This window comes from Pseudanabaena sp. SR411, assembly GCF_002251945.1.
Taxonomy (GTDB): domain Bacteria; phylum Cyanobacteriota; class Cyanobacteriia; order Pseudanabaenales; family Pseudanabaenaceae; genus Pseudanabaena.
The window spans coordinates 51,410-69,689 of sequence record NZ_NDHW01000084.1; the positions used below are offsets into that span (position 1 = coordinate 51,410).

27 protein-coding genes are annotated in these 18,280 nt (G+C 43.1%); 24 read left to right on the forward strand and 3 right to left on the reverse strand.

Features of this window, described 5'->3' with window-relative positions; translation table 11 throughout:
- The first annotated feature begins 82 nt into the window (after positions 1-82).
- Together B9G53_RS07925 and B9G53_RS07930 are read left to right on the forward strand one after the other, a co-directional pair.
- Complete coding sequence (locus tag B9G53_RS07925) at positions 83-454, forward strand: DUF309 domain-containing protein (protein ID WP_176453142.1); 372 nt, start codon at positions 83-85, stop codon at positions 452-454.
- 148 nt (positions 455-602) lie between these two features.
- The gene (locus tag B9G53_RS07930) at positions 603-1,682 is read left to right on the forward strand and encodes an acyltransferase (protein ID WP_176453143.1); all 1,080 of its coding nucleotides are present in this window, start codon (positions 603-605) and stop codon (positions 1,680-1,682) included.
- A gap of 306 nt (positions 1,683-1,988) precedes the next feature.
- Here B9G53_RS07930 and B9G53_RS07935 read toward each other — a convergent pair whose 3' ends face one another.
- Positions 1,989-4,772 (reverse strand): response regulator, encoded by a 2,784-nt coding sequence (locus tag B9G53_RS07935; protein ID WP_094530948.1) that lies wholly within the window; start codon positions 4,770-4,772, stop codon positions 1,989-1,991.
- A gap of 723 nt (positions 4,773-5,495) precedes the next feature.
- On the opposite strand from B9G53_RS07935, the gene rplC reads away from it, so the two are divergent.
- From rplC to tumA, 22 genes are all read left to right on the forward strand, one after another.
- Complete coding sequence (rplC, locus tag B9G53_RS07940) at positions 5,496-6,137, forward strand: 50S ribosomal protein L3 (protein ID WP_094530950.1); 642 nt, start codon at positions 5,496-5,498, stop codon at positions 6,135-6,137.
- A gap of 66 nt (positions 6,138-6,203) precedes the next feature.
- Positions 6,204-6,875, forward strand: coding sequence for a 50S ribosomal protein L4 (rplD, locus tag B9G53_RS07945; protein WP_094530953.1), 672 nt, complete (start codon positions 6,204-6,206; stop codon positions 6,873-6,875).
- Between the two features lie 28 nt (positions 6,876-6,903).
- Complete coding sequence (locus B9G53_RS07950; RefSeq protein ID WP_094530955.1) at positions 6,904-7,218, forward strand: 50S ribosomal protein L23; 315 nt, start codon at positions 6,904-6,906, stop codon at positions 7,216-7,218.
- 51 nt (positions 7,219-7,269) lie between these two features.
- Positions 7,270-8,136, forward strand: a complete 867-nt coding sequence (gene rplB, locus B9G53_RS07955; protein WP_094530958.1) for a 50S ribosomal protein L2 — start codon at positions 7,270-7,272, stop codon at positions 8,134-8,136.
- 63 nt (positions 8,137-8,199) lie between these two features.
- Complete coding sequence (gene rpsS / locus B9G53_RS07960) at positions 8,200-8,478, forward strand: 30S ribosomal protein S19 (protein WP_094530961.1); 279 nt, start codon at positions 8,200-8,202, stop codon at positions 8,476-8,478.
- An 18-nt stretch (positions 8,479-8,496) separates the two neighbouring features.
- Positions 8,497-8,853, forward strand: a complete 357-nt coding sequence (gene rplV, locus B9G53_RS07965; protein ID WP_009625485.1) for a 50S ribosomal protein L22 — start codon at positions 8,497-8,499, stop codon at positions 8,851-8,853.
- A gap of 2 nt (positions 8,854-8,855) precedes the next feature.
- Complete coding sequence (rpsC, locus tag B9G53_RS07970) at positions 8,856-9,602, forward strand: 30S ribosomal protein S3 (protein ID WP_094530963.1); 747 nt, start codon at positions 8,856-8,858, stop codon at positions 9,600-9,602.
- A 27-nt stretch (positions 9,603-9,629) separates the two neighbouring features.
- A complete protein-coding gene (gene rplP / locus B9G53_RS07975) occupies positions 9,630-10,043 on the forward strand; it encodes a 50S ribosomal protein L16 (RefSeq protein ID WP_094530965.1) in 414 nt (137 codons plus the stop codon).
- Positions 10,044-10,047: 4 nt separating this feature from the next.
- Entirely contained in the window at positions 10,048-10,251 is a 204-nt protein-coding gene (rpmC, locus tag B9G53_RS07980) for a 50S ribosomal protein L29 (RefSeq protein ID WP_094530967.1), read from the forward strand.
- A 33-nt stretch (positions 10,252-10,284) separates the two neighbouring features.
- The gene (rpsQ, locus tag B9G53_RS07985; protein WP_094530969.1) at positions 10,285-10,536 is read left to right on the forward strand and encodes a 30S ribosomal protein S17; all 252 of its coding nucleotides are present in this window, start codon (positions 10,285-10,287) and stop codon (positions 10,534-10,536) included.
- A 3-nt stretch (positions 10,537-10,539) separates the two neighbouring features.
- Entirely contained in the window at positions 10,540-10,908 is a 369-nt protein-coding gene (gene rplN, locus B9G53_RS07990) for a 50S ribosomal protein L14 (RefSeq protein ID WP_094530971.1), read from the forward strand.
- Positions 10,908-11,291, forward strand: a complete 384-nt coding sequence (gene rplX, locus B9G53_RS07995) for a 50S ribosomal protein L24 (protein WP_094530974.1) — start codon at positions 10,908-10,910, stop codon at positions 11,289-11,291. The genes rplN and rplX overlap by 1 nt, the downstream gene beginning before the upstream one ends.
- A gap of 48 nt (positions 11,292-11,339) precedes the next feature.
- Positions 11,340-11,885: a 50S ribosomal protein L5 gene (gene rplE, locus B9G53_RS08000; protein ID WP_094530976.1), complete on the forward strand. Its 546-nt coding sequence runs from the start codon at positions 11,340-11,342 to the stop codon at positions 11,883-11,885.
- A gap of 23 nt (positions 11,886-11,908) precedes the next feature.
- Positions 11,909-12,310: a 30S ribosomal protein S8 gene (gene rpsH / locus B9G53_RS08005; protein ID WP_094530978.1), complete on the forward strand. Its 402-nt coding sequence runs from the start codon at positions 11,909-11,911 to the stop codon at positions 12,308-12,310.
- A gap of 72 nt (positions 12,311-12,382) precedes the next feature.
- Positions 12,383-12,946, forward strand: a complete 564-nt coding sequence (gene rplF, locus B9G53_RS08010; RefSeq protein ID WP_094530980.1) for a 50S ribosomal protein L6 — start codon at positions 12,383-12,385, stop codon at positions 12,944-12,946.
- A 66-nt stretch (positions 12,947-13,012) separates the two neighbouring features.
- Positions 13,013-13,378 (forward strand): 50S ribosomal protein L18, encoded by a 366-nt coding sequence (rplR, locus tag B9G53_RS08015; protein ID WP_094530982.1) that lies wholly within the window; start codon positions 13,013-13,015, stop codon positions 13,376-13,378.
- A 35-nt stretch (positions 13,379-13,413) separates the two neighbouring features.
- Complete coding sequence (rpsE, locus tag B9G53_RS08020; RefSeq protein WP_094530985.1) at positions 13,414-14,028, forward strand: 30S ribosomal protein S5; 615 nt, start codon at positions 13,414-13,416, stop codon at positions 14,026-14,028.
- Positions 14,029-14,079: 51 nt separating this feature from the next.
- On the forward strand, positions 14,080-14,523 hold the full coding sequence (gene rplO, locus B9G53_RS08025; RefSeq protein WP_094530987.1) for a 50S ribosomal protein L15: 444 nt from the start codon (positions 14,080-14,082) through the stop codon (positions 14,521-14,523).
- 173 nt (positions 14,524-14,696) lie between these two features.
- On the forward strand, positions 14,697-16,037 hold the full coding sequence (secY, locus tag B9G53_RS08030; protein WP_094530989.1) for a preprotein translocase subunit SecY: 1,341 nt from the start codon (positions 14,697-14,699) through the stop codon (positions 16,035-16,037).
- Positions 16,037-16,594 (forward strand): adenylate kinase, encoded by a 558-nt coding sequence (locus B9G53_RS08035; protein WP_094530991.1) that lies wholly within the window; start codon positions 16,037-16,039, stop codon positions 16,592-16,594. Before secY ends, B9G53_RS08035 begins: the two co-directional genes overlap by 1 nt.
- A 113-nt stretch (positions 16,595-16,707) precedes the next feature.
- Positions 16,708-16,947 carry a translation initiation factor IF-1 gene (gene infA, locus B9G53_RS08040; RefSeq protein WP_094530993.1) on the forward strand — a complete coding sequence of 80 codons (240 nt, stop codon included), beginning with the start codon at positions 16,708-16,710 and terminating at the stop codon, positions 16,945-16,947.
- A 271-nt stretch (positions 16,948-17,218) separates the two neighbouring features.
- Complete coding sequence (tumA, locus tag B9G53_RS08045) at positions 17,219-17,449, forward strand: antitoxin TumA (RefSeq protein WP_094530995.1); 231 nt, start codon at positions 17,219-17,221, stop codon at positions 17,447-17,449.
- 161 nt (positions 17,450-17,610) lie between these two features.
- Here tumA and B9G53_RS08050 read toward each other — a convergent pair whose 3' ends face one another.
- Positions 17,611-18,012, reverse strand: coding sequence for a type II toxin-antitoxin system VapC family toxin (locus tag B9G53_RS08050; protein WP_094530996.1), 402 nt, complete (start codon positions 18,010-18,012; stop codon positions 17,611-17,613).
- A complete protein-coding gene (locus B9G53_RS08055; RefSeq protein ID WP_094530997.1) occupies positions 18,009-18,248 on the reverse strand; it encodes a DUF2281 domain-containing protein in 240 nt (79 codons plus the stop codon). Before B9G53_RS08055 ends, B9G53_RS08050 begins: the two co-directional genes overlap by 4 nt.
- Positions 18,249-18,280 lie beyond the last annotated feature (32 nt).

The window sequence follows — 18,280 nt, forward strand, 5'->3', positions numbered from 1 at the left end:
CTTTTACACTTTAGGTGATAGTTGCGGCTTAACTATCGCTTGGGTTTTAGATTATAGACATAACATCAAAAGCATTGAGAATATGACCTTTGAAGAAGCGATCGCTCAGTTTAATAGTGGTGATTATTATGCTTGTCATGACACTTTAGAGGCGATTTGGAATGATGCTTGGCAGAGCGATCGGGCTTTTTATCAAGGTATTTTGCAAATTGCGGTTGGACTATATCACCTCAAAAATCAAAATTGGCATGGTGCGGCAATTCTCTTAGGTGAAGGGACAAGTCGTTTACCAGCCTATCTTCCTGATTATCAATCCATTGATGTGGAAACTTTACTAGAAGATAGCTTACTCATCTTGCGAACCGTGCAACTGAGTGGAAAAGACGGTATGGTAAATCTTTTGAAAAATCTTGAGAATGGCGATTTAAAAATCCCTAAGATCTATATGCTCTAAGAATCCTGAGATTTAATCAAGAACCAAATTTTTGTGAAGCGGCTAAGCCGCTTCACAAAAATTTGGTTCTTGATTTTACTACGCATCCCTAATCATGTTAAATGATAGGAGCATTGCTTCGCGGGGCTTCTATCATCTAGGTTTATTCATGACTTGGGAACTCTCTGATCTGCTAAGAGCGATCGCCACCACTATTGTGATCGGCATTCATGCTTCTCATCACTGGTGGTTTGGTGTAAATGATACGTCTACCATCAGTCCTGAAATCTTTATTGATACAATCATTAACCAAGTCGGGCGCTTTACAGTACCGTTATTTGTGATTTTGTCAGGTTTTGCCCTCGCTAAATCAGAAGAGAAGCGCACTTTTGATTTAAAAATATTTGTCCAACGCCGCCTATGGCGAATCGTTCCCCCCTATTTGCTATTTACTTTACTCAATGTCGTTGGGCGATCGCAGTTTCTGGCAGCAGATTGGCTAGAGCGGGGACAACAAATCTGGCAGGCACTCTCTACGGGCATGGGAGACTACCACCTTTATTTTCTCGGAATTATCTTCCAATGCTACATAGTTTATCCATTACTACGCCGCCTTAACTTTTCTCTGCGAAGACTAATTGTATTACTTCTCATTACTTTTGCTCTATTTAGCTTGCGATGGGGATCGGCAATTTTTGGATGGCTACCAAATATGACAAATTTTCTTCCCAATGGCGATCATGTCATCTATTGGCTATCCTACTTTCAAATAGGCATTTGGTTAGCTAAAGATCATGGTTGGACGAATCTATTTGTCACAAATTGGAGATCGCCTTCATGGGGATATTTATTTGCGATCGCTGCAACTATTGAATTAAGCGAATTCTATTGGACAGCAATACTCAAAAACTCGGCGGAAGCAGTCGGTCACTATACCCGTCCAACTGTACTTTTCTTGACTTTCTCCTTCTTGCTATGGTCAATTTCTTGGAAAAATTCAAACCCCAAAAGTGAGAGTCAGAACTTTGAACTACCTCCCACTTCTGAGTTTCGGCAAGCCATTCAACCCCAGATTAAAACATTCTCTCAGGCAAGTTTTACTACTTATCTAGTCCATGTGTGGGTGCTGCGGGCGATCGCCCCTCTAGAAATCGTTGGAGGGATTCTATTTATTCCATTGGCAGCAAGCTTATCTTGGTTGGCTGGCATAACTCTATGGCAAACTTTACAACCCACATTCCGCTCGTAATGGAAGCCTAAAAATATTTACAACGAGACAATGAGGGTTTCAGCGATTTCCTGAGAAATTAATGATAGTAATTCCTATTAGTGAATCATTATTTAAATTGTTAAAATAGTGATTCTTTTGGGATTAAAGCCCAAAATACTTGCTGTATAAGGATTTGCTTTCTAAATATTTTTTTCAGTAAAATAAGAGCGGAATGTGGGTTACAAAGCAAAGATCTGAAGTAAAGAACTGTTTAGTTAAGATGAATCAAAACCCAAAAGAGAATGGTGGCACTTTGTGCCACCATTCTCTTTTGGGTTTTACGTCCTAAGCAGAATTTGCATTACTATATCTTTGAAATTTTTTTAATACAGTAGCCAGATCATCGATTCGTACAGGCTTACTAATAAAATCATCCATCCCAACCAGAATACAGTTCTCACGATCTTCTGCCATTGCATTCGCAGTCATTGCTACGATTTTTATCTTATTGGTTGGCAATGCATCTTTCTCAATTAAACGGATTCGGCGAGTTGCTTCCAAACCATCCATCTCTGGCATCTGTAAATCCATAAAAATTAGATCGTAGGATTTGAGTTCTAGTGCTTTTAAAACCTCTAATCCATTTATGGCACAATCTGCTTGATAACCAAGTTTTGCCAATAGTCTCAAAGCAATCATTTGATTAAAGGTGTTATCTTCAACCAATAGAATTCGCAAAGAAGTGGAAGATGCTTGTGTACTCTCCTCTTCTGTAATTACTACGGCAGGTTGCTCCAAATCTATTTGCTGATTTATTTCAATGTCTTCACTAGAAAATTGTTCAACTGCAATATCAAACTGAAAAATTGTACCCTTATTCAACATGCTATTTACGGTAATTTGACTACCCATAAAATGAGCAAATTGTTGACTGATTACTAACCCCAATCCAGTTCCAGTCTGTGTTGCTCGACCCGAAGCAGTCTGGACAAAAGCTTCAAATAGCTTGTCGATTTCTTCTGGTGCAATCCCTAGTCCAGAATCTTCTACTTCAAAATGTATAACAACTTTTGAAGATACTTCTTCTATATCTAACGGGGAAACACGAAGGAGTACATACCCCTTACTCGTAAACTTGATCGCATTTCCCAGCAGATTTAATAAAATTTGGCGAATTTTTCTTTCGTCAGCCTTAATGTACTGAGGACAATTAGGATGTATGGCAAAGATTAGCTGTAATTTTTTGTCCTTAGCCTTAATTTGCAACATTTCTTGCAGATTATTTAGAAATAGATAAAAATCAAACTTGGTTTCCTCAAGTACAATTTTTCCTGCTTCAATCTTTGACATCTCTAAAACATCATCAATTAAGTTCAATAGATGTTCACTACTATGACTAATGATGCTAACGTATTCCCCAAGAGTCTGAGTTAAAGAATTCTCATGATGCATTAATTGAGTGCATCCCAAAATTGCATTGAGAGGAGTCCGCAATTCGTGACTCATCCTCGCTAAGAAATTACTTTTAGCCTGACTTGCCACATGGGCGCGTTCAGCTTCTAGTTTTAGTGATTGTTGTGAAAACTCTAAGGCTGCGAGCATGAGCGTACTTCTCAGTTCCAAGGCAGCTTCGATTTCTACTTCGTCCCAAGGTAAAGACTTCGCTTTCACCGTTTCTTTCCATAGCTCAAAAGATCGCTGTGGTGATGGATCAAGAACATCATCAAGATTCCCCAATTTGTTTGGATCACCCGCCCAATTTACAGTTTGAATAACTTCAGATCGGAACCAAATGATGTGATAGGAAGTATGATTAAGCACAATGGAAATGGCAAGTAACCCGCTAGCTTGATCTTTAATCTTGATGGCTTCAGGGTATAACTGACTTAAACAACTAGTATGAAAAATATCTTGTGATTTATGCTCTAGCCATGAAATTAATTCGCTAATAATTTTTTGAGGAGGGCATTCGCCAATCTCAGAAAGGCGATTGTCTAAGCAGATAACTGCGCCTTGGGCATTAACTAAATCTAGTAAATCGTTTGTATCTGGGGTAAATGATTGATTGATTGATTGATACTTATTAAAGATATTTTGCTTTAGTTTGGATTGTACCGCCTTAATTTTTTCCTGCGCTTTTTTGAGGTCTTGTTCATGCTTATTGACGATCTCCACAGACATGATCTGACCGAGAAACTCACAGGCTTTTCTGGTCTCATAGTCAATATATTTAGGCTTGTAATGATGGCAGACAATCATCCCCCATAGCTTCCCTGCATTAATTAACGAGATGCCGAGAGAAGCAGAAACCCCCATTCTTTGCAAATATTCCACATGAAATTTAGAGACACTTCTCAACGTACTCAAGCTGAGATCGAGGGTTTCTTGGGTGAGCGGATTTTTGGGTGGAATGATCGGAACAGGTTGATAGTTTAAATCTACAATTATACGTAGCCAATTCTTACAGTAAAGCTTACGGGCAATTTCAGAAATATCAGAAGCAGGATAATGTAGTCCCAGCAAAGATTCTTGTTTCTCAGCCTTGGCTTCAGCAATCACAGCCCCGCTATTGTTTGTATCAAATTTATAGATAACTACACGATCATATTCAGTGATTTCCCGAACCTCATTAACCAATAAATCGATCATTTCCTCAAAATCTTGAGCTTTCCTCACATTTACAGCCGCAGATTTTGCCAAATAGTAAAAGCTCAGACGAGAATTCCCATCTTTGGGTAAGGGTTCTAATTCTAGAATAAGCAATCCATCGGAACGATGCATCACACCTTGAAACAGATACTTCTTGCGTTTGATTTGAACGGTCAGCTTAATCGGATTAAATGCTTCTAAAGATCCATGGGAAAAAGCGGATACTAAAATATCAATCTGATTCTGTGGAAATAGGATGCTTAAAGGCTGATCGATAAATGTACTGGCGGACAAGTTGAAAAACTGGGTTGTGTTTTCACTAATCTGTACAATTTTCAATTCTGACTCATTGATACCAATCAGAATGCCGTGGGGCTGAATATGTCCTAACAGATGAATTTGCTCGCGATCGCAATCCTTGTATGCCATCAATTCAGAAATATTAGAAGCCTCAGAAAATATCGATTGGGCTGTTTTCATTCTCCACTCTCGCCGCTTAACTTGCTTCACATGAATAAAATTCAAAAATATTTTGGTGTTTTGAGCAAATGCTTTTAACTCCCCCCTCAAAAATGTCTTACACAGTCCAGACAACAAATATCAAATATATGGCGGTTTTCATTTTGCCTACGGCAAAATGAAAACTCTTACTGAAATTATTTTTTGGTTTCAAATGAGTACTCACTCATTTGAAAAAAACTATACTTGCATATACTCCTAATTAATATACCTTGTGTATCGCTACTGAAATATACCTTCTGTAACCTATTGGCAAGTCTATTAGTAATTTTTAGTAGTGAATTTTAAATCGGGACAGTGATTTTGCTAGTTTTTTAATTTTTTTCTAAAAATCATAGACAAAATATCTCACATAGAGTTATGATTGCTAATCGTGACTAAAAACAGAAACTGAGAGAAATAAGTCAAGAGCTTGCTTTCTTAAGTCTGAGTCATGCATTGGTATAGCGATCTAAAGAAACTTAAAAGTCTTTAACCTATAGCAACCAACCCAAGAGATTGTGTTTCTCACGTCTAGTAGTTAGGCTAGACATCTTCTGTAAGTCGTCTCGAAGTCCATTAAACAGCCTTCAAAACTCATACTTCTTACTAAGATCGAAACCGATCTCTTTTGAGCCTGTCAAAAATCGACAGACCTACGTCTGCGCGAAAATTTGAACGTCAAGCAAGCGGAGCTAAATTTTAATGACTGTCGGAATTCTCGGCACAAAACTTGGCATGACCCAAGTATTCGATTCGGATGGCAACGCTGTTCCTGTAACAGTTGTTCTTGCTGGTCCCTGTACAATTACACAAGTTAAGACTGAAACCAAAGAAGGCTATAAAGCTATTCAAATTGGTTACGGTAAGACTCGTGAAAAGCTCCTCAGCAAACCAGAGCTAGGACATTTGAAAGTGTCTGGCGCTGAGCCTGTAAAGCACCTCCGTGAATATCGTCTCGATAACGTTAGTGATTTCACAATTGGTCAGACTCTAGACGTAAGTCAGTTCAAGGATGGCGACATCGTTGATGTGATTGGAACTAGCATTGGTAAAGGTTTCGCTGGTTATCAAAAGCGCCACAACTTTGGTCGCGGTCCGATGGCTCACGGTTCTAAGAACCACAGACAACCTGGTTCGACTGGAGCAGGTACTACCCCAGGTCGTGTTTATCCTGGTAAGCGGATGGCTGGTCGTCTTGGCGGTAAGCAAATCACCGTGAAGAAGCTAACTATAGTCAAAGTCGATGCAGCGAACAATGTGTTGCTAATTAAAGGAGCAGTCCCTGGTAAGCCCGGCGCATTGCTTAACGTCATTCCTACCGTAATTATCGGCAAGGCTAAATAAAGGCGCAAGTAAAGGCGCGAAATAGGGACTAAGTAGTTTGTTCGTGAGATCGAGAGAATATAAGTTATGCCTACAGTAATAGATTGGACAGGGAATGAGGTTGGTGAAGTAAGCCTAGAACTGCGCGTTGCTAAAGAAGCAAGCGCAAAAGGCTTGGTTCATCGCGCCCTCGTCAGACAGTTAGCCAATGCCCGTCAAGGCACAGCCAGCAGCAAAACTCGCGCTGAAGTTCGTGGTGGTGGTCGTAAGCCTTTTAGACAGAAGGGTACAGGTCGCGCTCGTGCAGGTTCGACAAGATCGCCTTTGACCCGTGGTGGTGGTGCAATTTTTGGACCTAAGCCTAGAGATTACGAAACCAAGATGAATCGCAAGGAGCGTCGTCTTGCTCTTCGTACGGCATTTATCGGTCGTACAGCCGATTTAATTATCGTTGAAGATTTTGCCGTAAACCTTGCTCAACCTAAGACTAAGGAATTATGTCAAGCTCTTGAGCGTTGGGGTGTGACAGTTGGCAAAAAGACACTGATTATCACCGATCGCAAGGAAGAAAACATTGTTCTTTCTGCTCGTAATATTCAGAACCTACAATTGCTTGCGGCTGATCAGCTCAACATGTTCGACATTTTGAACTCTGAAAAAATTGTGGCAACTCGCTCAGCGATCGCCAGAATTCATGAAGTGTACGGTGGCGATGCAAAGTTAGCAACAGAGATCATTACGGTCGAAGATGCAGAATAACGGAATCTAAGTAGAAGAAAGAAACACCATGGCTAAGATCCCTACCGAATTCGATCCCCGTCGCTTGCCCGATATCATTCGTCGCCCTCTGCTCAATGAAAAGGCAACCCGACAACTTGAAAGCAACAAATACACATTTGATGTTTTTCATGATGCTACTAAACCTGAGATCAAGGCAGCTATCGAAAGCCTTTTCTCAGTTACGGTCAAAAAAGTGAACACCCATAACCCACCCGCACAAGCGCGTCGGATTGGTAAGTTTGCAGGCAAACGCGCTCAAATCAAAAGAGCGATCGTCACCCTTGCCGAAGGCAGCAAAATTGATTTGTTCCCCGATGTATAAGCACTAGCTTAAAAAAACCAGAGAACTGTTCTTTAACAAAACCAGACAATTATGGGCGTTCGTGCATATAAACCGTATACCGCAAGTACCAGACAAACTGTTGTCTCGGACTTCTCGGAAATCACTAAGTCAGAACCCGAAAAGTCTTTAACAAGCCACGTCCATCGTAAAAGAGGACGCAATAACCGTGGTGTTATCACCAGCCGCAGACGCGGTGGTGGTCATAAGAGACTCTATCGGATTATTGATTTCAAACGCAATAAACGCGACATTATCGCTGAAGTAATTGCGATCGAGTACGATCCCAACCGCACTTCTCGTATTGCACTGTTGCAATACGAAGACGGCGAAAAGAGATACATCCTTGCTCCCAAGGGAATCGCTGTTGGCAACAAGATTCAAGCAGGTACAAGCAATGTACCTTTTGAAATCGGTAACGCAATGCCATTGGTAAACATCCCTCTTGGTACGATTGTTCACAATGTGGAACTCGTCCCCGGTAAAGGTGGGCAAATTGTGCGGTCAGCTGGTGCTGGCGCTCAAATTGCAGCTAAGGAAGGCGATTTCGTTACCCTCAAGCTTCCTTCTAGTGAAGTCCGTTTGATTCGCAAAGATTGTTTCGCGACAATCGGACAAGTTGGTAACCTCGATCACAGCAACACCAGTCTTGGTAAAGCAGGTCGTAGTCGTTGGCTCAACCGTCGTCCGAAAGTCCGTGGTATGGTCATGAACCCCGTCGATCACCCCCATGGTGGTGGTGAAGGTTGCGCCCCTATCGGTCGCAGTGGACCTGTTACTCCTTGGGGTAAACCAACCTTGGGTTATAAGACTCGCAAGAAAGGCAAACTTAGTGATGCTTTGATTGTTCGTCGTCGCCGCAAGTCCTCGAAGCGCGGTAAGGGCGGACGTAACGCTTAAATTTTTGCTTAGCGGCTACCTTGCAGTCGCCAAGCGCAAAGACTTATTTAGAGAGTACAAATTATGACGCGATCGCTAAAAAAAGGTCCTTTTGTTGCTGATCACCTAATGACCAAAATTGAAAAGCTCAACGCCAAAGGCGAAAAGCAAGTTATCAAAACATGGTCACGCGCTTCCACTATTCTTCCTCAAATGATCGGGCATACCATTGCTTGTCACAACGGAAAACAGCACGTTCCTGTATATGTCACGGAGCAAATGGTAGGACACAAACTCGGTGAGTTTGCACCTACTCGCACCTTCCGCGGTCATGCCAAGAGCGACAAAAAGGCTAAGAGATAGGTAGACAGGTAGTTAAAAATGATCCTCGCCCAAAACGAAATCCCTGCCGTAGCCAAATATATTCGGATGTCACCCCACAAGGTGCGTCGAGTACTAGACCAAATCCGTGGTCGTAGCTACCGCGAAGCATTGATGATTCTTGAGTTCATGCCCTATCGCTCCTGCGAACCAATTACGAAAGTATTGCGTTCTGCTGTAGCTAACGCTGAACATAACGCAGGACTAGATCCCGCATCTTTAGTAGTTAACCAAGCCTTCGCCGATATGGGACCTAGCCTCAAGCGCTTCCGTCCCCGCGCTCAAGGTCGTGCTTACCAAATCCGTAAGCCAACGTGCCACATTACGATCACCGTCAAACCATCAGAGGAAGAATAGGTATGGGTCAGAAGATTCACCCAACAGGGTTACGCCTCGGCATCACCAAGTCCCATCTTTCTCGTTGGTACGCTGATGTCAATCGCTACGGTGTCTTGGCTGAAGAAGACAGCAAAATCCGTAAGTTTATTGAAAAAACTTTGAGTAATGCTGGTATCGCTGAAATCCTGATTGATCGCAAAGCTGATCAAGTAGATCTCGAAATTCGCACAGCTCGTCCTGGAGTTGTTGTTGGTCGTGGTGGCGCTGGTATCGAGCAATTGCGCGTCGGATTAGTTAAGTATCTCGAACAAGACGGTTCCCTGAAAAAGACAGGTACTAGCCAAGTTCGGATTAACGTCACCGAAGTAACCAGAGTTGATGCGGAAGCGCCTCTCATCGCTGAATACATCGCTCAGCAAATCGAACGTCGTGTTTCCTTCCGTCGTGTTGTTCGTCAAGCTATTCAAAGAGCGCAACGTGCAGGCATCGAAGGCATCAAGGTGCAAATCAGTGGTCGTCTTAACGGTGCTGAAATTGCGAGAACTGAATGGGTTCGTGAAGGTCGTGTTCCTCTGCATACATTGCGTGCGGACATCGACTACAGCTACAAAACTTCCAGAACTATTTATGGTGTCATTGGCATCAAAGTCTGGATCTTTAAAGGCGAAATCATTCAAGGCGAAGAAGCTCCTGCTCCAGCCGCTCAACCCCGTCGTCGCCAGCAACGTCGTCCTCAATTTGAGGATCGTTCTAGCGCTGAAGGATAAATTTCTGTCACCCTTAAGTTTTGAACCATGTTAAGTCCTAAACGTACAAAATTTCGTAAGCAGCAACGCGGTCGGATGGCAGGTCCCGCTACCAGAGGAACTGAAATCAACTTTGGTGATTATGCCATGCAGGCTTTAGAACCTTCTTGGATTACCGCCCGTCAAATCGAAGCTGCCCGTCGTGCCATGAACCGCTACATCCGTCGCGGTGGCAAGATTTGGATTCGCATTTTCCCAGACAAGCCCGTAACAATGCGTCCTGCTGAAACCCGTATGGGTTCTGGTAAAGGTGCTCCAGAGTTTTGGGTGTCAGTGGTCAAGCCCGGTCGCATCATGTTTGAAGTTGCTGGCGTAGCCGAAGAAACTGCAAGAGAAGCTATTCGTCTTGCCGCAGCTAAAATGCCGATCAAAACCAGATTTGTTATCCGTGAGAAGGAGTAAAGATATGGCACTCCCAAAAGTCCAAGAAACCAGAGAGCTATCTGATGATGAGTTGCAAGCTCAGATCTTGACCGTCAAGAAAGAGCTATTTGATCTGCGCTTCAAGCAGGCTACTAGACAACCTGTCCAGCCCCATCAGTTCCAACATGCTAAGCATCGTTTGTCTCAACTGATGACCGTCGAACGCGAACGTCAGTCCAGAGCTTAAGAAAGCTATTTACAAAACATAGGAATTTTAGCAATGGCAGTTAAAGAAAAAGTTGGCGTTGTCGTCAGCGACAAAATGCAAAAAACGGTGGTGGTTGCGGTCGAAAATCGTACCTCTCACCCCAAATATGGAAAAATCGTGGTCAAAACTACCAAGTTCAAAGCCCACGATGAAGAAGACAAAACCCGTGAAGGCGATCGCGTCAAAATTCGGGAAACTCGTCCCCTCAGCCGTACAAAGCGATGGGAAGTTGTAGAGATTCTCTCATCTAGCTCGGAAGCATAAGCCATGATTCAACAAGAGTCTTATTTAAACGTGGCGGATAATAGTGGGGCTAAAAAGCTGCTATGTATTCGTGTACTGGCTGGTGGTAACCGTGCCTTTGGCGGAGTTGGTGATGTGATTATCGCCACCGTCAAGGACGCAGCCCCTAACATGCCAGTCAAAAAATCGGATGTTGTCCGCGCTGTAATTGTTCGTACCAGAGCATCGATCAACCGTGAAAGCGGCATGAGAATTCGCTTTGACGACAATGCCGCTGTAATCATTAACCAAGACGGCAACCCCAAAGGAACCCGCGTATTTGGTCCAGTTGCGCGTGAGTTGCGGGATAAAAATTTCACTAAAATTATCTCCCTAGCGCCAGAGGTACTGTAATGTCATTCAAGTCAAAACCTGCCTATCGCGGCAACCGCAAGTCTTTTAAGATTCATGTCAAAAAAGATGATGTAGTTCAAGTAATTTCAGGAAGCTCTAAAGGAACCGTAGCAAAGGTGTTACAGGTTTTCCCTAAAGACAGCACCATCATTGTTGAAGGTGTGAATGTCAAGACCAAGCATGTCAAGCCTCAAGCTGATGGCGAGTCTGGACAAATCATCACTCGTGAGTTCCCGATCCACAGTTCTAAAGTATTGCTTTACTCTGAAAAGGAAAAGACCGCTAGCCGTTCTTGCTATACCTTTACGGATGATGGCAAGAAAGTAAGAATGTTGAAAAAGACTGGCGAAATCGTTGATTCCGTTAAGACTGAAAAGAAATAATTCTACACAACCTGACCAAGCCCAGGAAAACTCATCGAGGAAGATAAAATGCTAACACCGTTTACCGAAGTCTATGCCAAACAGGCTGTTCCTAAATTAATGGAACAGTTCAAGTACACCAACATTCATCAAGTCCCCAAATTTGAGAAAGTGGTGATCAATCGCGGTCTGGGTGAAGCTGCTCAGAATGCTAAGTCTCTAGAAGCTTCTTTGATTGAGATTGCGACGATCGCTGGTCAAAAGCCCGTGGTAACTAGAGCTAAAAAAGCGATCGCTGGTTTCAAATTGCGTCAAGGAATGCCCGTCGGCATGATGGTCACCCTCCGCCGCGATAAGATGAATAACTTTTTGGATCGTCTGATCAACTTCTCCTTGCCTCGCATCCGTGACTTTCGCGGTGTTAGCCCCAAGAGCTTTGATGGACGTGGTAACTATACCCTCGGTGTCCGCGAGCAACTTATCTTCCCCGAAATCAGCTACGACAGTATTGAGCAAATTCGGGGGCTTGATATTTCCATCATTACCACTGCCAACACGGACGAAGAAGGACGTGCGCTCCTGAAAGCAGTTGGTATGCCCTTTAGAGAATCATAAGTAGATCGAATTAGGAGATAAGGATGGCTACCAACGACACCATCTCGGACATGCTTACCCGCATTCGCAATGCAACACTTGCAAAGCATCAGACAACTTCCATTCCTGCCACAAGAATGACGTTGAGCATAGCCCGAGTGATGAAACAAGAAGGTTTTATCGCAGATTTTGAAGAAACAGGCGAAAGTATCGACCGCGCTTTGGTCGTCGCCCTCAAGTATGAAGGCAAAAATCGTCAATCGATTATTAAGCGCCTCAAGCGCGTTAGCAAACCTGGTTTACGGGTTTACTCGAACTCCAAAGAATTACCCCGTGTATTAGGTGGGATCGGCATTGCGATCATCTCCACCTCTAAAGGGATCATGACCGATCGCGAAGCCCGTAAACAGGGTGTCGGCGGTGAAGTCCTTTGCTATATCTGGTAATTCAGATCGTAAAGATCTGGTAATTCAGGCTGTTAACTCAGCACATAACATTACAAGCAACGGAAAACAGACATGTCTCGTATTGGAAAACGTCCCATTCCTCTTCCCCCTAAAGTTGCGGTCTCGATCGTTGGGCAAGAGGTAACCGTCAAAGGACCTAAAGGAGAACTTAAACGGGTGTTGCCACCCACTGTGGAAGTTCTGCAAGAAGAAAACAACTTAGTTGTTAATCGTGCCAATGAATCTCGTCCTGCAAGGCAACAGCACGGACTTTTCCGCACCCTCGTTGCCAACATGGTCGAAGGTGTGTCCACTGGCTTTCAGCGTAAGTTGGAAATTCAAGGTGTTGGTTATCGGGCTAACTTGAACGGCAGCAATATTGTTCTGACTGTTGGCTATAGCCACACTGTTGATATTATTCCTCCTACAGGAGTTTCCCTCGCAGTTGAAGATGCCTCTGGCAAGAAAGTACCTCAAGGCACATTTATTGTTGTCGAAGGTATTGACAAAGAAATCGTTGGTAACTTAGCAGCCAAAATTCGAGCTGTACGTCCTCCTGAAGTATACAAAGGCAAGGGTATTCGTTACTTCGGTGAATTTGTCAGACGTAAGGCTGGTAAGACTGGTAAGAAGTAAAGCTAAGCTTTTTCTAGCTTCTTTATTTAATCTTCTTAATTTTTGTAATCTTCATATATAAAAAACATGAGTGCTAATAGTCGTAGACAAGCAACCATAAGCCGCCATAAGCGAATTCGTAAGGGGATGTCAGGTACACCCGAACGTCCTCGCCTTGCAATTTATCGCTCTAACAATCATATTGTGGCGCAGGTAATTGATGATGTGGCTCAACATACTCTCGTTGCTGCTTCAACCCTCGAATCAGATGTTCGTGAGAGCCTCACCACTACAGCCAATTCTGAAGCTTCGGCTAAGGTTGGTGCATTGATTGCTGAAAGAGCGATCGCACAGGGAATTACCAAGGTTGTATTCGACCGTGGTGGCAACCTCTATCATGGAAGAGTCCAAGCTCTCGCTGAAGCTGCTCGCGAAGCAGGTCTCGATTTCTAAATCATCCAGCAGTGAATCAGTAGATAGAAATAAATATGGCTAAGAATAGAGAATCAAGACCAGGTGGTGGTCGCGACAGTGGCAGCGGCGACAGTGGCGATAACCGCGATGAAAAACGCAAAGGTAAGCGCGATAGTAAAAAGAACGATCGCGCTCGTACCGAGAAAGAATCTGAATGGCAAGAACGGGTAGTCCAAATCCGTCGAGTCACCAAGGTTGTCAAGGGCGGTAAAAAACTCAGCTTCCGTGCGATCGTGGTCGTCGGTAATGAGAAGGGTCAAGTCGGTGTTGGTGTTGGCAAAGCTGCTGATGTTATTAACGCCGTCAAGAAAGGTGTTGCCGATGCTAGAAAGCACGCGATCGACGTACCTTTGACCAAGAGCAATTCCATCCCTCATCCAACTAACGGAATTGGCGGTGGCGCTAAAGTGATGATTCGTCCTGCATCTCCAGGTACTGGGGTAATCGCTGGTGGCGCTGTCAGAACTGTACTAGAACTAGCTGGAGTCAAAAACATTTTGGCAAAGCAACTAGGTTCTAGCAGCCCTCTCAACAATGCTCGAGCCGCAATTAACGCACTTTCAACCCTGCGTACCTTTGGTGAAGTTGCCAGAGCGCGTGGTATTACCCTTGAACAGTTATTTAATTAATGCAATAACGGTGCTAAGCGCCGTTATTGTCAAAAGTGAAAAGGAAAAACTATGAGAATTGACGATCTTCAGCCTCAAGAAGGCTCACAGCATCGCAAACGTCGTTTAGGACGTGGTATTGCCGCAGGGCAAGGTGCTAGCGGTGGTTTCGGTATGCGTGGTCAAAAATCTCGTTCAGGTCGCCCCACCAGACCTGGTTTTGAAGGTGGTCAAATCCCCCTTTACAGACGAGTACCCAAACTTAAGCATTTCACAATTGTTAATCCTAAACATTTCACAATTGTTAATCTTGATCAATTAAGCGAATTACCTAAAGGTACGGTAGTAACCCTTGAATCCTTAATGGATGCAGGCATTATTACTCAAAATGACGGTGTATTGCGCGTATTGGGTAGAGGTGATGTGAGTGTAGCGCTTACAGTTCGTGCTCATTCAATTACCACATCTGCCAAGGCTAAAATCGAAGCTGCTGGCGGCACTGTAGAAGTTGCCTAGTCAAAAAGAGAATATGTGGCGAAACGCTAAGCGTTTCGCCACATATTCTCTTTTGTTGTTTTTGGACAATGGGCTTCAGCCCCTTGTGACTCGACATCGCTTTACAATATTTAAATATCTTAGGTTAGGCGATCGCTGCCTAACCCAATCAATAGCTTGAGGTAAGTGTAGTTATGGTTGTCAGTAAAGGAAAGAACCCGACAGCACAAGAAACTTTTATGCAAATGGCTCAAGCCGCAGGGCTAAGAGGTCGTTTGTTAGTTACTGTTGGTGTTTTGATACTAGTTAGACTTGGAATTTATTTGCCATTACCAGGGGTTGATCGTCTCCGCTTTACGGAAATTGTCAGAAATAATGCGGTAGTTAATTTCTTGGATATTTTTTCTGGTGGTGGCTTGTCACTGCTCGGTATTTTTGCCCTTGGGATTCTGCCATTTATCAATGCCTCGATCATCATGCAATTGATGACTTCGGCGCTCCCTAGTTTAGAAAATCTTCAAAAAAATGAAGGTGAAGCTGGACGCAGAAAGATTTCCCAATACACGCGCTATGTCGCTTTTGTGTGGGGTGTGATCCAAAGTTGGGGACTTGGGGTTTGGGTGCAGAACTCAGGCGTACTTTCTGAAGCTACATCTAACTGGATCACAGTTGGTGACGGTCGCGTAATTATGTCTAGCTTTATCTTTCAAACGACAGTAGCTTTGGCGGCTGGATCGATGTTTGTGATGTGGGCTGGTGAACTAATTACCGAGAAAGGCGTTGGTAATGGTGCATCTTTACTGATTTTTATTAGTATTGTCGCCAATTTGCCATCTTCTTTGGGAGATACGATCGCTTTAGCTCAGAAAGACAGTTCGCGAGTTGGTGGCGTAATCTTGCTGCTGTTTATTTTCTTGGTCATGATCATTGGCATTGTGTTTGTGCAGGAAGGAACGCGGCGGATTCCCATTATTTCGGCACGCAGACAAGTGGGGCGCAAGCTTTATCGCGAGCAAGCTTCTTACTTGCCATTACGCTTAAATCAGGGCGGTGTGATGCCAATTATTTTTGCTTCATCGGTGATGATTTTGCCAGCCTATCTCAGCCAAAGCATTAATAATGAGGTGTTTGTGGCGATCGCGACTTGGATTTCTCCTAGTGGCGCTGGTCACATTCCTGTGTATATGTTGCTAATTCTAGGATTTAGCTTCTTTTACTCGACCTTAGTTCTTAATCCTGTGGAATTATCACAGAACCTCAAGAAGATGGGTAGCAGTATTCCCACCGTGCGCCCTGGGACGGCAACTTCGGATTATATCAGCCGTATTTTGAATCGATTGACTTTGCTTGGTTCAATTTTCTTGTGCGGTATTGCGATTATTCCTAGTGCTTTAGAAAAAGCTACTGGTGTATCAACCTTTAGTGGCATCGGTGCAACTTCTTTACTGATCTTGGTTGGTGTGGCGATCGAAACCTCGAAGCAAATTCAAACCTATGTGATTTCTCAACGTTATGAAGGCATGGTGAAACAGTAATGCCTAGAGTGATTTTGATGGGTCCACCTGGAGCGGGTAAGGGTACACAGGGCGAAATTTTGGCTGAAGCTTGGCAAGTGCCAAAAATTGCACCTGGCGATATTTTTCGCGCTGAAATCAAGCAAGGGACTGAGCTAGGACTGAAAGTTAAGTCTTTTAGTGATTCTGGGCGACTTGTGCCTGATGAGGTTGTAATTGAGGTGATTGAGTCACGCTTGAGACAGCCTGATACTCAAGTTGGTTGGATTCTTGATGGCTTTCCGCGCACAGTAGCCCAAGCTAAGGCTCTTGATGCGCTATTAGCGGAGATTAACCAACCCTATGATGCGGTGGTCAATCTGGATGTGCCAGATCAGTTTTTAGTCGATCGCTTGTTAGCAAGGGCGATCGATCAAGGACGTGCTGATGATAATGAGGAAGTCATCAAAAATCGATTGGAAGAGTACAATGCCAAAACTCGACCTTTGCTAGAATTTTATGGAAATCATGTTACTCAAATTGATGGCACACCGTCGATGCCAGAAGTAACTGAGACAATCAAAAAATTCTTTGCATAGATGCGGTGATATTTGATCAAGTGATGCTTCACCAAATATCTATCCTATGTTGCAAGTGCTTTGCGCTCACAACAAATACATAAAGAACTAATACTAAATTTGGGAGAGTTTGTTTGTCAAAAGAAGATTCTATTGAAATGGAAGGGACGGTAACTGAGTCTCTTCCTAACGCTATGTTTCGGGTTGCGCTCGATAATGGCTTTAATGTACTTGCTCACATTTCGGGTAAGATTCGTCGGAACTATATCAAGATTTTGCCAGGCGATCGCGTTAAGGTGGAGCTAACGCCCTATGACCTTACTAAAGGACGCATTACCTACCGTCTCAAAAATCAAGGCGGCGGCAAGAAATAAAACAAACCAAAGAGGCAACTTTACTAAGTAAAGTTGCCTCTTTGGTTTTAGATATGAACTTGCGATCGCGCTTATTATGCTTCTTGCTAGTAATGGGAAAGATTAGCGATCGCCATATCAGACAATTGTCTAACTAAACCTGCTTTTAGAGCTTTGTGTCAGAGCTTTTAAAGAACCCACTATAATCTTAATAAGATTTCAGGAAGTCGTCATGATTGTTGAAACTAGAAACAAATGTAAGAATTTCTCAAACACTTGAAGAATAAATGTCATGCGTAAACAGATTACTGAATACACATCGCCTCTAGATGCTTTAGTAGCTTTGGCTAAGCAGCTATACAGTTATGAGATTAAATATCAAACTGATTCAGCCGACTTTTTTGTAAAGTATCAGCAAGGCAAAACGGATGATGATGAAGATACGTTTGATTGGGCGAGTAATTACCGACATTATCTAGCTTTACGGCAAGAATTAGAGAGTAAGTTAAGAAATGTCGCGTAATAGTTTTAGGGATTATCTCGATCGCGTAATTTCTTGCGATCAGCCAAGTTTAGCTATGGTTATTCAAGATGCGAACGCTTTTCTTGAGGAAGTTGAAAGTTAATGATATAAATTAGCGATCACCACATCAAATGATCGCATAACTACATCTGCTTTTAAGGCTACCAAATTATTTGAATGTTTGATAAGTTTCTGATTTTATGGTCTTTTGTAACTAGAGGCAGACCTAGGTATAGAGAGGTTGCCGCAATAATGCGATCGCCCATTTCTGGAACAATCTCACGCGGGATTTGGGTAAAAGCTTTGGCTACTGGGGTATCTAGTGGAACAACAACTAATTTTACAAGTGGAGCGTCTATGAGTTGTAAAAGTTGCTCTAGCGAACTTGTGGGAATCCGATTTTTCTCAACTAAATAATTTATTTCCACAAGAGAAATTGCAGATATAAAAATTGATTCGCCATTGTTTAAGGCATTATCAAGGGAACTTACTGCATTTGATGATAATTTTTCTGGACTTCGCAGATACCAAATAATTGTGTGGGTGTCAGCTACAACGCTCATAGTTCAATATCCTTGGGGAAGTTTGTCCACATTTCTTTTCTAGTTTCGGCAAGTTCTTCTTCGGTGAGGTTAATATCTGCATTTGCCCATAAGCCTTTGATGCTTTTGCTTGGGGCTTTAGGAGTTGTTTTGGCTTGCAAAAATTCGGCAAATTCTAATAGTGCTTGCTGTTTTTCGATTGGTAAGGTTTTGATGACTGCGATTAATGTTTCTTCGATTTTAGGTAATGTTTGCATGATTTTGACTCCGTTTAATTGTTAGATGATTA